Source organism: Pseudomonas sp. DWRC2-2 (assembly GCF_049897885.1).
Classification (GTDB): domain Bacteria; phylum Pseudomonadota; class Gammaproteobacteria; order Pseudomonadales; family Pseudomonadaceae; genus Aquipseudomonas; species Aquipseudomonas azotoformans_A.
Window position 1 is genome coordinate 1,658,821 of record NZ_JAFCXD010000001.1, and the last position, 13,660, is coordinate 1,672,480.

A 13,660-nucleotide genomic window follows, 5' to 3' on the forward strand; every position below is an offset into this window, starting at 1 on the left:
AACCCCAGCATGAATTTCTGCAGCCAGTGCGGTAAACCGGTTACCCAGCGCATCCCCGAAGGCGACGGCCGCCTGCGCTTTGTGTGTGATCACTGCTCGACCATCCACTACCAGAACCCCAATATCGTCGCCGGCACCGTGCCCGTGTGGGGCGATAAAGTGCTGCTGTGCCGCCGTGCCATCGAACCGCGCCTGGGCTACTGGACCCTGCCCGCCGGCTTCATGGAAAACGGCGAGACCGTGGAACAGGCCGCGATGCGCGAAACCCTGGAAGAAGCCTGCGCCCGCGTGCACAACTTGAATATCTATACGCTGATCGACGTGCCGCACATCAATCAGGTGCATATTTTCTACCGCGCCGACCTGCTCGACCTGGACTTCGCCGCCGGCCCCGAGAGCCTGGAAGTGCAGCTGTTCGACGAAGCCGACATCCCTTGGTCCGAGCTGGCTTTCCGCACGGTCGGGCGTACTTTGGAATACTTTTTCGCTGACCGCAGGCAACAGTCGTTCCCGGTGCGCAGCGAGGCCGTGCCACCCATGGGCAAGCCCGCGCCATGACACGAGGGATACCGTCTTTGATGCGTTGGGTGCTTGCCCTGCTCTGCCTGTCGTTCACCACGCTGTCGCCAGCCTCCACGGTGCAAACCCTGGGCGGCAAGCCTGTGGAAAAAGTGCTGGTGCTCAAGTCCGCCCATCAGTTGCAGTTGATCAACGACGGCAAACCGTTCAAGACCTACCGCATTTCCCTGGGCAAGAACCCCAAGGGCCACAAGCTGATCGAGGGCGACCGCCGCACGCCAGAGGGCCTGTACTGGATCGACTGGCGCAAGACCAGCGACCGCTTCAACCTGGCCATGCACATCTCCTACCCGAACATCAGCGACGCCGCCCGCGCTCGCCGCGAAGGCGTGAAGCCCGGCAGCATGATCATGATCCACGGCACCCCCGACACCGAGGATTACCCGGAACAGTGGTTCCACACCCTGGACTGGACCGACGGCTGCATCGGCATGCGCAACGTGGACATGCGCGAAGTGTGGAACCTGGTCAAAGACGGCACCCTCATCGAGATTCGTCCGTAATCCCGTACCGTTCGTAAAATAATTCGAAAAAAAATCCTGCCCTGCCCCGCGCCCGCCAGTGAATACCAGTTCACCCCCGCGGGCTGCGCCGTTCTGCGCGCAATAAAGACCTCTCTAATACCACTTGATACCAGGCCCCATTGCGGGGCCCTGAAACCAATGCTTGCACCGTTTTGGCTGCATTGACATGGTATTTAAGTGGTATTAATTTCCGGCCCATACCGGGCGACAACACTCCAATAACCGCATCGGAAACCTGAACGATGAATCCCATCCTGGCCCTGCGCCCCGACGACAAACAATCCACGCCGCTGTACCTGCAATTGGCGCGCAAACTGGAAGCGGCGATTCACGCCGGCCAGTGGACGTCCGAGCAGGCACTGCCGTCAGAACGCGTACTCAGCGAGCAATTGAGCATTTCGCGCGTCACCGCACGCAAAGCGTTGGAAGTGTTGTTTGCCCAAGGGCTGATCCGCCGCAACCAAGGTTCCGGCACGTATATTTCGCCACGCCTGGAACAGCCGCTGTCGCGCTTGTCGGGGTTCAGCGAGATGCTGCGGCTCAAGGGTTTTGTGCCCAGCTCCCAATGGCTGGAGCGTGAGCTGACTCAGCCGACCCACGAAGAGATGATCCGCCTGGGCCTGTCGCCCGCCGACAAAGTGGCGCGCCTCAAGCGCTTGCGTAAGGCGGATGACACGGTGATGGCGATTGAAATGACCACCATGCCCGCCTCGGTGCTGCCACAGCCACAAGCCATCGGCCACTCGTTGTACGAATACCTGGAAGGCATCGGCAAACCGGTGGTGCGCGCCCTGCAGCATATCCAGGCGATCAACGCCTCGGACGAGTTCGCCAAGCTGGTCGGCATCGCCCCCGGCACCGCCATGCTGCTGATGACCCGGGTCGGCTACACCGCCGACAACACGCCGATCGAAATCACCGACACCTATTGCCGCAACGACTACTACGACTTCGTCGCAGAACTGCGTCGCCACGACTATTCCGCTGAACTGCGAATTTAGAGAACTGCCCATGTCCGAAGACAACATCCTCACGCCCAGCGGCTGGATTCGCGGCCGCCTGGTGCACGAACACGGCAAGGTCGTCGCCATCGAAGGTACGCCCTGCGACCCGGCTGAAAACGATCTGCCCTACTTGCTGCCGGGCTTTATCGACCTGCACGTGCACGGCGGTGGCGGCGCGGACATCATGGAAGGCCGCGATGCCTTCGAGACCATCACCCGCACCCATGTGCGCTTTGGTACCACCTCGTTGCTGGCCACCACCATGACCGCTCCGGTGGAGGAAATCTCCCGCGTACTCGGCCAGCTCGGCACCTTCTGCGAGCAACGTCCTACCGGCAGCGCACGTGTACTCGGGGTGCATCTGGAAGGGCCCTACATCAATCCTGGAAAACTCGGCGCCCAGCCCAACTTCGCCCACACCGCGTTGATGGCCGAAGTGGAAGCCTACCTGCGCCTGGCGCCGATCCGCGTGATCACCATCGCACCGGAAATCGCCGGCCACGATGCCCTGATCCGCGCCCTCAGCGAACGCGGCGTGCGCATGCAGATCGGCCACACCCTGGGCAGCTACGAAGAAGGCGTCGCTGCCCTAGCCGCCGGGGCCACCAGCTTTACCCATTTGTACAATGCGATGAGCCCGTTGCATCATCGCGAGCCGGGCATCGTCGGCGCCGCGTTGGCCCACGCCCAATACGCCGAATTGATCCCGGATCTGCTCCACGTGCACCCCGGCGCCATGCGCGTGGCCTTGCGCTCGATCCCGTGCCTGTATTGCGTCACCGATTCCACCGCCGCCGCCGGCATGCCCGACGGTGAATACAAGCTGGGCAGCCACACCGTGACCAAATGCCTGGGCGGCGTGCGCCTGGCCGACGGCACCCTGGCCGGCAGCACGCTGACCATGGACCAGGCGCTGCGCAACCTGGTGAAGATCGGCCTGCCCATCAGCGAAGCCTCACAACGCCTGTCGCAATTTCCTGCGGACTACCTGGGCCTGGAAGAACGCGGCCGCCTGCAACCCGGCAGCTTTGCCGACTGCGTGCGCCTGGACCGCTCCCTGACACTCACCGACGTAATGGTCGAAGGAGAAACCATTGACTTCAAAAATGCTTGAAGAGGCCCTGGCCTCCTGCGACGCCGTCGCCGCCCAACTGCAACGCCTGGACCCGGCGCTGGAAGAAATCGCCGGCCGCCTGCGCCGCCAGCCGCCGCAAGTGGCGATGACCATCGCCCGTGGCAGCTCGGACCATGCCGCCAGCTATTTCGCCTACCTGACCATGCAGCACGTCGGCATTCCGGTGGCATCGTTGCCGATGTCAGTGGTGACCTTGTTGCAAGCGCCGATGAAAGTCAGCGGCCAGGTGGCGTTTGGCTTCTCCCAGTCGGGGCAAAGTCCGGACTTGGTCAACAGCCTGCGTCTGCTACGCAAGCGCGGGGCCCTGAGTATTTCGCTGGTCAACGCCGAAGACTCGCCCTTGGAAGCCGCCTGCGAATTCCATGTGCCGCTGTGCGCCGGGCCAGAACACAGCGTGGCCGCGACCAAAAGTTTTATCGCCACCCTCAGCGCCAGCGCGCAGTTGATCGGCCACTGGAATCAGGAAACCGAGTTGCTGCAAGCCTGCCGCGCTCTGCCCGATGACCTGCGTGCCGCCGCCCAGCAAGATTGGACGGTTGCCATCGACGCCCTGCGCGACTGCCAGCAATTGATGGTCATCGGCCGCGGCGCCGGTTTCGCCATCGCCCAGGAAGCTGCACTCAAGCTCAAGGAAACCTCGGCGATCCAGGCCGAAGCCTTCAGCAGCGCGGAGGTGCGTCACGGGCCGATGGCCCTGATTGGTGACAACTACCCGCTGCTGGTGTTCGCCCCGCGCGGCGCCGAGCAAGCCGGCCTGCTGAGCCTGGCCGCCGACATGCGCCAACGCGGTGCCCGTGTATTGCTGGCTGCGCCGGACGATATCGTCGAGCGCGACCTGACCCTGAGCCGCGCCGAACACCCGACCCTGGACCCGATCCTGGCGATCCAGAGTTTCTACGTGATGGCGGCAGGTTTGGCAGAGGCCCGGGGCATGGACCCGGACCAGCCGCGTCACCTGAGCAAAGTTACCCGCACTCACTGAGTCGCGCTTTCCTGATGAGTACCGTGCCCATGTCCTACAACAATAATCAATTGACCCTCAGCGCCCCGCTAAGCGGGCCCGTGCTGACCCTGGGCAACGTTCCCGACGAAGTGTTCGCAAGCCACGCCATGGGCGATGGTATTGCCATCGACCCCCTGAACGATTGCCTGCATGCACCCTGTGACGGCGTGATCATCCATGTCGCACGCACCGGGCACGCCCTGACGATTCGCGCCGAGAACGGTGCCGAGGTGTTGATGCATGTGGGCATCGATACGGTGGAACTGAATGGCGAAGGCTTTGCCTTGCTGGTGAAGGAAGGCGCACGGGTGAGCAAGGGCCAGGCGTTGGTGCAGTTTGACCTGGACCGCATTGCGCGCCAGTGCAAGAGCCTGGTCAGCCTGATCATCCTGACCAATGGCGAGCGCTTTGAATTGCGTTCGGTAGCCGGGCAATCGGTCAAGGTGGGTGAGCCGTTGTTGCAGGTCGTGGCGCGTTCGACGGCAGCGGTTCAAACCGCTGTGGATAACTCGGACGCTGAAGTCAGCGCCAGCGTGCGCATCACCCATCGCGGCGGTTTGCATGCGCGCCCGGCGGCGTTGATCCGCAAGACGGCCCAGGGTTTCAGCAGCCAGGCGCAGCTGCATTTCGGTGACAAATCCGCTTCGTGTGACAGCCTGATTGGCTTGTTGGGACTGGGTATTGGCGAAGGGGATGAGGTACGTGTGAGCTGTCGCGGCAAAGATGCCGACGCCGCGTTGCAGGCCTTGGTCGCGGCGTTGTCCGCCGCCATCAAGGAAGAACACCACGCGCCTGTTATTGCTGCACCTCGTCGGGCAAATACCGAGGCCGGCGTGTTGCAAGGTGTGTGTGCTGCGCCGGGCCTGGTCTGCGGGCCGTTGTTCCGCCTGACCGGTATCGAACTGCCGGCAGACACTGGCAACCACGCCGCCGACGAACAACTGCAACGCCTGGACACCGCCCTGGAGCAAGTGCGCAGCGAAATCCGCATGACTCTGGATCAAGCGCGCCAGCGCAACAACGTCGAAGAAGAGGACATCTTCGCCGCCCACCTCGCGCTGATGGAAGACCCTAACCTGCTGGAAGCCGCGACCGGTTCGATTGAACAAGGCAGCGCAGCCACTCACGCCTGGCGCGATGCAATCCAGGCGCAATGCACGGTACTGCTGGCCCTAGGCAAACCGCTGTTTGCCGAACGCGCCAACGATCTGCGGGATTTGCAACAACGGGTACTGCGTGCGTTGCTGGGTGAAGCCTGGCATTTCGAATTGCCCGCCGGGTCGATTGTCAGCGCCCATGAACTGACCCCGTCTGACTTACTGCAACTGAGTGCGCAACAGGCCGTGGGCATTTGTATGGCAGAAGGCGGCGCCACCTCTCACGTGGCGATCCTGGCGCGCGGCAAAGGTTTGCCCTGTGTGGTTGCGTTGGGCGCCGAAGTCCTCGACGTGCCCCAAGGCCAACGCGTAGTGCTGGACGCCGCCAACGGCCGCCTGGAATTGGCGCCCAGCGACGCACGCCACGCCGAAGTGCACCAGATTCGCGACGCACAGAAACTGCGTCGCCAGCAACAGCAGGCCCAGGCCCAACAGCCGGCGCGTACCACTGATGGCGTGACCGTCGAAGTGGCCGCCAATGTTGCGTCCAGTGCCGAAGCCCAGGTGGCCTTTGAAAACGGCGCCGATGGCGTCGGCCTATTGCGTACTGAGTTTCTCTTCGTCGACCGCCGCACCGCGCCGGATGAACAGGAACAACGCCACGCCTATCAGGCAGTGCTCGATGCCATGGGCGATAAATCCGTGATCATCCGCACCATCGACGTGGGCGGCGACAAGCAACTCGATTACCTGCCGCTGCCAGTCGAAGCGAATCCGGTGCTGGGCCTGCGCGGCATTCGCCTGGCCCAGGTGCGCCCGGAAGTGCTCGACCAGCAACTGCGTGCCCTGCTGCAGGTCTCCCCACTGGAGCGCTGCCGCATCCTGTTGCCGATGGTCAGTGAAGTGGATGAGCTGCTGCAGATCCGCCAGCGCCTGGATGAGTTGTGCGTAGAGCTGGAACTGACCCAACGCCCCGAACTGGGCGTGATGATCGAAGTCCCCGCCGCCGCGCTGATGGCCGAGCAATTGGCCAAGCACGCGGACTTCCTGTCCATCGGCACCAATGACCTGTCCCAATACACCCTGGCCATGGACCGCGACCACGCCGGCCTCGCCGCCCGCGTCGATGCGCTACACCCGGCGCTGCTGCGACTGATCGCGCAGACATGTGCAGGCGCTGCGAAACACGGGCGCTGGGTCGGCGTGTGCGGCGCCCTCGCCTCCGACCCGCTGGCCACGCCGGTACTGGTCGGCCTGGGGGTCAGCGAGCTGTCGGTGAGCCCGCCGCAGATCGGAGAGATCAAGGACCGCGTCCGCCACCTGGACGCGGCGCAATGCCGGCAATTGAGCCAAGGCCTGCTCGACCTGAGCAGCGCCAAGGCCGTTCGCCAAGCCTGTCAACACCACTGGCCGCTGAGCTGACAACAACAAGAAAAAAGGAGACTCGCCATGTACCAACATTTCATCGAAGGCCTGCAACGCCTGGGCCGTGCACTGATGCTGCCGATCGCGATCCTGCCGATCGCCGGCCTCTTGCTGCGCCTGGGTGACACCGATCTTTTGAACATCGCGGTGATGCACGACGCCGGGCAGGCGATCTTCGCCAACCTGGCGCTGATCTTCGCCATCGGCATCGCCGTGGGGTTTGCCCGCGACAACAACGGCACGGCAGGTTTGGCCGGTGCGATTGGTTACCTGGTGATGGTCTCCACGCTCAAGGTGATGGACACGTCCATCAACATGGGCATGCTCGCCGGTATCGCCAGCGGCCTGATGGCGGGCGGGCTGTATAACCGCTTCAAGGACATCAAGCTGCCGGAGTACCTGGCGTTCTTTGGTGGGCGACGGTTTGTGCCGATTGTTACCGGGTTCAGTGCCGTCGGCCTGGGCGTGATCTTTGGTTTGATCTGGCCGCCGATCCAGCACGGCATCAACAGCTTCGGCGTGTTGTTGATGGAAAGCGGCAGCCTGGGTGCGTTTGTGTTTGGCGTGTTCAACCGCCTGCTGATCGTCACCGGTCTGCACCACATCCTCAACAATATGGCCTGGTTTGTGTTCGGCACCTTTACCGATCCCGTGACCGGCGCGGTGGTCACTGGCGACCTCACCCGTTATTTTGCCGGCGACCCGAAAGGCGGCCAGTTCATGACCGGCATGTTCCCGGTGATGCTGTTCGGCCTGCCGGCTGCGTGTTTGGCGATGTACCGCAATGCATTGCCGGAGCGCCGTAAAGTGATGGGCGGGATTTTCCTCTCCATGGCGTTGACCTCGTTTCTGACCGGGGTGACCGAACCGATTGAATTCGCCTTCATGTTCCTCGCACCGTTCCTGTACCTGATCCACGCCGTGCTGACCGGTCTGTCGATGGCGGTCACCAACATGCTGAATATCCACCTCGGATTTACCTTCTCCGGTGGGTTTATCGACATGGTGCTGGGTTGGGGCAAGTCCACCAATGGCTGGCTGGTGTTCCCGGTTGGTCTGGCCTATGCGCTGATCTATTACAGCGTGTTCAACTACTGCATTCGCCGCTTCAACCTGAAAACGCCCGGGCGTGAAGACATCCAGGTGGTGCAGGCTGAGGTGATGACGGATAACCAGCGCGCCACGGCCTACATCCGAGCCTTGGGCGGCGCAGAGAACCTGCTGAGCGTCGGCGCCTGCACCACGCGCCTGCGGTTGGACATGGTGGATCGCAACAAGGCCGTGGATGCGGAGTTGAAAGCGCTGGGCGCCATGGCGGTGGTGCGGCCGGGGAATGGCGGGAGTTTGCAGGTGGTGGTGGGGCCGATGGCCGATAGCATTGCTGATGAGATTCGCCTGGCCATGCCGTCGTTTGTTGCCAGTGCACCGGTGGCGGTTGCGCCTGTGGATAAGCCGGTGACGGTGAATGTGCAGGAAGCCGAGAAATGGCTGAATGCCTTGGGTGGCCGGGCAAATGTTCGCCAGTTGGAAGCGGTGGCGATGACGCGGTTGCGGGTGGAGTTGGGGGATGATTCGGTGTTGTCCGAGGCTGACCTGACTGCGCTGGGTTGCCAAGGCGTTAGCCAACTGGATAGCGGTGTTTGGCACTTGTTGATTGGTGACAAAGCGTCGGGCTTGGGCGAAGCGCTGGAGCGGTTGGTCAATGGCCGTGAGGTCGGGGCCAGGGTGTAGACATGTAGGGACTGTTTTGGCCTCTTCGCGAGCAAGCCCGCTCCCACATTTTGATCTGTGAATACATTCAAAATGTGGGAGCGGGCTTGCTCGCGAATGGATTTAACCGGCGCAGGAAGATTTGAGTTCGGGCACCTCATTCAAATCCAACACTCGATCCACCATCAATTGGATACCTTCAAGCATACGGTGAACTGCCAGCGCGATATCTCGTTGGACGCCATCGACTTCAAAGGCCAGGTACCCCGTCAAAGCCTGTACCGACGCAATATCCTGGGCGGCATTGGCAAGTAAGGTTTCGCTATCGAGGCTGAGCCGTACGGTGAAGAGTTGGTCGGTGGGGTGAGAGTCAGATGGGGGATTTGGGCTGTCTTTGATCATGGTAAACCTCTGGTGTGAAGTTAGAGCTACCAGCATCACTTGCAGATGATGGGTGGCAGCTGTGCGCGGGCCTGCAAGACCGAGAGTCACCAGCAAGTCTCGGTAGACCCGAAGGTCTCCCGCACACAGCCACCATAGATGGCGACCATGAAAAAGCGCCGCAATTATAAAGGCGCTTGTGACTAACTGGTGAGGTTTCGGCGGGCTTGCAGTCCCGGTCACTGAATTGGCAGCGACTGACGAAGGTTAGTTGTGCGAGTTCCGAGGGACAACCTGAAAGACCTGTGGGAAAGATCTGAGGCGCCTGTACCGACGCCATCGCAGGCAAGCCAGCTCCCACAGGGGATTGATGTACGACATGACAACGCGGTCGAATGTGGGAGCCGGGCTTGCCCGCGATGAGGCCCTAACAGCCAACAAAAAACCCGCTGACCAAACTGGCCCAGCGGGTTTCTTGTTTTTGCAGCCTGCGAATCAAAAATCCGCCAACTGCCACACCTCATACGCCGGTGTCTCATACGGGTGACTGAGTTTGAGCGCAGCCACAACAGCCACAATCAACTCATCCGCCACCACCAGCTCCACCTTCCACTCCTCAACCACTTCAACCTGGCCCACCTGCCCAATAAACGGCTGACTGCCGTCCATCGCGCGGAATTGGCCCTGGCCCAGCACTTGCCAGGCGCAGCTGTCGTAGTTGCCGATGCGCCCGCCGCCGGCGGCGAAGACGGCGGTTTTCACCGTCTCCACAGGACTTGCGGGCACAAAGAAGGCGAGCTTGTACACCGTCTTAGTTCACCCACACGCGGGCGTTGCGGAACATGCGCATCCACGCGCCGTCTTCGTTCCACTCTTCCGGGCGCCACGAGTTCTGCACGGCGCGGAATACACGCTCCGGGTGCGGCATCATGATGGTCACGCGGCCGTCGCGGCTGGTGAGGCCGGTGATCCCGCGCGGCGAGCCGTTCGGGTTGGCCGGGTAGCTCTCGGTGACCTTGCCGTGGTTGTCGACGAAACGCATGGCCACGCAACCGGACAGATCGGCTTCCAGCAACGCTTCTTCGCTTTCGAACTCGGCATGGCCTTCACCGTGGGCGATGGCGATTGGCATGCGCGAACCGGCCATGCCTTGCAGGAAGATCGAGTTGGACTCTTGCACCTGCACCATGGCGACACGGGCTTCGAACTGCTCGGAACGGTTACGCACAAAGTGCGGCCAGAACTCGCTGCCCGGAATCAGTTCGCTGAGGTTGGACATCATCTGGCAACCGTTGCACACACCCAGGGTGAAGCTGTCGTTGCGCTCGAAGAAGCCTTGGAACGCATCGCGGGCACGGCTGTTGAACAGGGCCGACTTGGCCCAGCCTTCACCGGCACCCAGCACGTCGCCGTAGGAGAAACCGCCGCAGGCTACCAGGCCTTTGAACTCGTTGAGGTCAACGCGACCGGCGAGGATGTCGCTCATGTGCACGTCGATTGCATTGAAGCCAGCGCGGTCAAACGCGGCCGCCATTTCCACCTGGCCGTTGACGCCCTGCTCACGCAGTACGGCAACCTGTGGGCGGATGCCTTTCTTGATGTAAGGCGCGGCGATGTCCTGGTTGACGTCGAAGCTGAGCTTGGTGCTCAGGCCCGGATTGTCTTCTTCCAGGATCACGTCGAATTCCTGCTCGGCGCAGTCGGCGTTGTCACGCAGGCGTTGGATCTGGTAGCTGGTCTCAGCCCACTGGCGTTGCAGCAAGCGGCGCTGACCGGCAAACACCGTGTCACCGTTGAACGAGATGTTGATCTCGCCGTTGTTGATCGGCTGGCCGATCACGGCTACGCAGTCGTCCAGGCCAGCAGCGCTGAATTGGGCGAGTACGTCCGGGGTAGCGTCCTGGCGAACCTGGATCACCGCACCCAACTCTTCGTTGAACAGGATGCCGTTGATTTCGGATGCATCCTCGGCAACGCTGTCGAGCACGATGTTCAGGCCGCAGTGACCGGCGAAGGCCATCTCGACAACGCTGGTCAGCAGGCCGCCATCGGAACGGTCGTGGTACGCCAGCAGGTGACCGTCGGCGTTCAGGCCTTGGATCACGGCGAAGAAGGCTTTGAGGTCTTCGGCGTCGTCAACGTCCGGCGCGTGTTTGCCGAGCTTGCCATGGGTTTGCGCCAAGATGGACGCGCCCATGCGGTTCTGGCCACGGCCCAGGTCGATCAGGATCAGATCGGTGGTGCCTTTGTCCATGCGCAGTTGCGGGGTCAGGGTCTGGCGGATGTCGGTAACCGGTGCAAAACCGGTGACGATCAGCGACAGCGGCGAGGTGACCGTCTTGTCGACGCCCTCTTCGTTCCAACGGGTGGCCATGGACATGGAGTCCTTGCCCACCGGAATGGTGATGCCCAGCTCAGGGCACAGCTCCATACCGACTGCTTTAACAGTGTCATACAGACGTGCGTCTTCACCGGGGTGACCGGCAGCGGACATCCAGTTGGCCGACAGTTTGATGTCAGACAATTTACCGATACGCGACGCAGCGATGTTGGTGAGAGTTTCACCAATGGCCATGCGGCCCGACGCCGGAGCATCGAGCAGGGCCAGCGGCGTGCGCTCGCCCATGGCCATGGCTTCGCCGGTGTAGACGTCGAAGCTGGTGGCGGTGACGGCAACGTCGGCCACTGGAACCTGCCACGGGCCGACCATTTGGTCACGGGCAACCAGGCCAGTGATGGTGCGGTCGCCGATGGTGATCAGGAAGCTTTTGCTCGCCACGGCCGGGTGGTGCAGCACGCGTTCGATGCTGTCGGCCAGTTCCAGTTGGCTTGGGTCGAAATCATCGCCCAGCTCGGCCTCACGCACGGCCGAACGATGCATGCGCGGTGCTTTGCCCAGCAGCACTTCGAGTGGCATGTCCACCGGGCTGTTGCCGAAGTGGCTGTCGGTAACCGTCAGTTGTGGCTCGGCAGTGGCTTCGCCGACTACCGCAAACGGGCAGCGCTCGCGCTCGCAGATGGCCTGGAAGCGCGCGAAGTCTTCAGCGCCAACGGCCAGCACGTAGCGTTCCTGGGATTCGTTGCTCCAGATTTCGTGCGGGGCCATGCCCGGCTCGTCGTTTGGAATGTTGCGCAGTTCGAAACGGCCACCACGGTCGCCATCGTTGACCAGTTCAGGGAAGGCGTTGGACAAACCACCGGCGCCGACGTCGTGGATGAAGCTGATCGGGTTCTTGTCACCCAACTGCCAGCAACGGTCGATGACTTCCTGGCAGCGACGCTCCATCTCTGGGTTTTCGCGCTGTACGGAAGCGAAGTCCAGGTCCGCCGAGCTGGTGCCGGTGGCCATGGAGGAAGCCGCGCCGCCGCCCAGGCCGATCAGCATCGCCGGGCCGCCGAGTACGATCAGCTTGGAGCCGACCAGGATCTCGCCTTTCTTGACGTGTTCTTCACGGATGTTGCCCATGCCGCCGGCCAACATGATTGGCTTGTGGTAGCCGCGCACTTCATCGCCACGCGGGGTGGTGATGGACTGTTCGAAGGTACGGAAGTAACCGGTGAGGGCCGGACGGCCGAATTCGTTGTTAAATGCAGCGCCGCCCAGCGGGCCTTCGATCATGATGTCCAGCGCGGTGACGATGCGCTCAGGCTTGCCGTACGGCACTTCCCATGGCTGTTCGAAACCTGGGATCTGCAGGTTGGACACGGTAAAACCGGTCAGGCCTGCCTTTGGCTTGGCGCCACGGCCGGTCGCACCTTCGTCACGGATTTCGCCGCCGGAACCGGTGGCTGCGCCTGGGAACGGGGCAATCGCGGTCGGGTGGTTGTGGGTCTCGACCTTCATCAGGATGTGCACCGGCTCCTGCACCGCGCCGTACTGGCGGGTCTCAGGGTCCGGGAAGAAACGACCGGCGACGGAGCCGACGATCACCGAGGCGTTGTCCTTATAAGCCGACAGAACGCCTTCGCTGTGCATCACGTAGGTGTTCTTGATCATGCCGAACAGGCTTTTTTCCTGGCTTTCGCCGTCGATGTCCCAACTGGCGTTGAAGATCTTGTGACGGCAGTGCTCGGAGTTGGCCTGGGCAAACATCATCAGTTCGATGTCGTGCGGGTTACGCTTCAAGCCATTGAAGGCGTTGACCAGGTAGTCGATCTCGTCTTCGGCCAGGGCCAGGCCCAGTTCGGTGTTGGCCTTCTCGAGGGCGGCGCGGCCACCGCCGAGCACGTCAATCGCGGTGAGCGGCTTGGGTTCGGCGTGGCTGAACAGGCCGGCAGCCTGTTCCAGCTGGCTGACGATGATCTGGGTCATGCGGTCGTGCAGGCTGCTGGCGATCAGCTCGGCTTCGGCATCGCTGAACTGACCGGCGACGTAGAACGCGATACCACGCTCCAGGCGCTGGATTTTTTCCAGGCCGCAGTTGCGGGCGATATCGCTGGCCTTGCTCGACCAGGGCGAGATGGTGCCGAACCGCGGCAGAACCAGGAACAAGCGGCCATTAGGCTCTTGAACCGGAACGCTTGGGCCGTACTTCAGAAGGCGTGCCAGCACTTGCTGTTCGTCGGCGGTCAACACGCCGGTAACGTCGGCGAAGTGAGCAAATTCAGCGTACAGGCCTGTAACAGCTGGAACCTTTTGGCTCAGTTGCTCAAGGAGTTTGCTGTGGCGAAAGGCAGAAAGGGCAGGAGCACCGCGCAGGATCAACATCTTCGGGACAGCCTCGGGAAGGGGGTGTGCTTTGAGGCCGTGCATTCTAGCGTAAACCGCCGCCAACGGCACCCGAAACGCTACCGGTGGCTGC

At 62.2% G+C, this 13,660-nt stretch carries 10 protein-coding genes; 7 read left to right on the forward strand and 3 right to left on the reverse strand.

The features are described from left to right. Nucleotides 1-9: 9 nt before the first annotated feature. The 7 genes from ACP7EW_RS08145 to nagE all read left to right on the forward strand — a co-directional run bounded on the left by ACP7EW_RS08145 (nt 10) and on the right by nagE (nt 8,498). Nucleotides 10-558 (forward strand): NUDIX hydrolase, encoded by a 549-nt coding sequence (locus ACP7EW_RS08145; protein ID WP_038848657.1) that lies wholly within the window; start codon nt 10-12, stop codon nt 556-558. Between the two features lie 20 nt (nt 559-578). Further along, entirely contained in the window at nt 579-1,082 is a 504-nt protein-coding gene (locus ACP7EW_RS08150; RefSeq protein WP_028617820.1) for a L,D-transpeptidase family protein, read from the forward strand. Between the two features lie 263 nt (nt 1,083-1,345). Beyond that, nucleotides 1,346-2,104 (forward strand): GntR family transcriptional regulator, encoded by a 759-nt coding sequence (locus ACP7EW_RS08155; RefSeq protein ID WP_016977704.1) that lies wholly within the window; start codon nt 1,346-1,348, stop codon nt 2,102-2,104. 10 nt (nt 2,105-2,114) lie between these two features. Further along, complete coding sequence (gene nagA, locus ACP7EW_RS08160) at nt 2,115-3,221, forward strand: N-acetylglucosamine-6-phosphate deacetylase (protein ID WP_426216302.1); 1,107 nt, start codon at nt 2,115-2,117, stop codon at nt 3,219-3,221. After that, nucleotides 3,214-4,224 (forward strand): SIS domain-containing protein, encoded by a 1,011-nt coding sequence (locus ACP7EW_RS08165; protein WP_016977702.1) that lies wholly within the window; start codon nt 3,214-3,216, stop codon nt 4,222-4,224. Before nagA ends, ACP7EW_RS08165 begins: the two co-directional genes overlap by 8 nt. A gap of 29 nt (nt 4,225-4,253) precedes the next feature. Continuing rightward, complete coding sequence (ptsP, locus tag ACP7EW_RS08170; RefSeq protein ID WP_426216304.1) at nt 4,254-6,764, forward strand: phosphoenolpyruvate--protein phosphotransferase; 2,511 nt, start codon at nt 4,254-4,256, stop codon at nt 6,762-6,764. Between the two features lie 27 nt (nt 6,765-6,791). Then, a complete protein-coding gene (gene nagE, locus ACP7EW_RS08175; protein WP_426216306.1) occupies nt 6,792-8,498 on the forward strand; it encodes an N-acetylglucosamine-specific PTS transporter subunit IIBC in 1,707 nt (568 codons plus the stop codon). A gap of 102 nt (nt 8,499-8,600) precedes the next feature. On the opposite strand, the gene ACP7EW_RS08180 is transcribed toward nagE, so the two are convergent. The 3 genes from ACP7EW_RS08180 to purL all read right to left on the reverse strand — a co-directional run bounded on the left by ACP7EW_RS08180 (nt 8,601) and on the right by purL (nt 13,566). Beyond that, the gene (locus tag ACP7EW_RS08180) at nt 8,601-8,879 is read right to left on the reverse strand and encodes a DUF6124 family protein (RefSeq protein WP_426216308.1); all 279 of its coding nucleotides are present in this window, start codon (nt 8,877-8,879) and stop codon (nt 8,601-8,603) included. Between the two features lie 474 nt (nt 8,880-9,353). Next, a complete protein-coding gene (locus ACP7EW_RS08185) occupies nt 9,354-9,665 on the reverse strand; it encodes an NGG1p interacting factor NIF3 (protein ID WP_426216310.1) in 312 nt (103 codons plus the stop codon). A gap of 4 nt (nt 9,666-9,669) precedes the next feature. Next, entirely contained in the window at nt 9,670-13,566 is a 3,897-nt protein-coding gene (purL, locus tag ACP7EW_RS08190; RefSeq protein ID WP_426216312.1) for a phosphoribosylformylglycinamidine synthase, read from the reverse strand. Nucleotides 13,567-13,660 lie beyond the last annotated feature (94 nt).

What these genes read in the sequence shown, in the direction of transcription:
- ACP7EW_RS08145 (WP_038848657.1), top strand. Translation starts at nt 10, where the DNA reads ATGAATTTCTGCAGCCAGTGCGGTAAACCGGTTACCCAGCGCATCCCC.
- ACP7EW_RS08150 (WP_028617820.1), top strand. Translation starts at nt 579, where the DNA reads ATGCGTTGGGTGCTTGCCCTGCTCTGCCTGTCGTTCACCACGCTGTCG.
- ACP7EW_RS08155 (WP_016977704.1), top strand. Translation starts at nt 1,346, where the DNA reads ATGAATCCCATCCTGGCCCTGCGCCCCGACGACAAACAATCCACGCCG.
- nagA (WP_426216302.1), top strand. Translation starts at nt 2,115, where the DNA reads ATGTCCGAAGACAACATCCTCACGCCCAGCGGCTGGATTCGCGGCCGC.
- ACP7EW_RS08165 (WP_016977702.1), top strand. Translation starts at nt 3,214, where the DNA reads ATGCTTGAAGAGGCCCTGGCCTCCTGCGACGCCGTCGCCGCCCAACTG.
- ptsP (WP_426216304.1), top strand. Translation starts at nt 4,254, where the DNA reads ATGTCCTACAACAATAATCAATTGACCCTCAGCGCCCCGCTAAGCGGG.
- nagE (WP_426216306.1), top strand. Translation starts at nt 6,792, where the DNA reads ATGTACCAACATTTCATCGAAGGCCTGCAACGCCTGGGCCGTGCACTG.
- ACP7EW_RS08180 (WP_426216308.1), bottom strand. Translation starts at nt 8,879, where the DNA reads ATGATCAAAGACAGCCCAAATCCCCCATCTGACTCTCACCCCACCGAC.
- purL (WP_426216312.1), bottom strand. Translation starts at nt 13,566, where the DNA reads ATGTTGATCCTGCGCGGTGCTCCTGCCCTTTCTGCCTTTCGCCACAGC.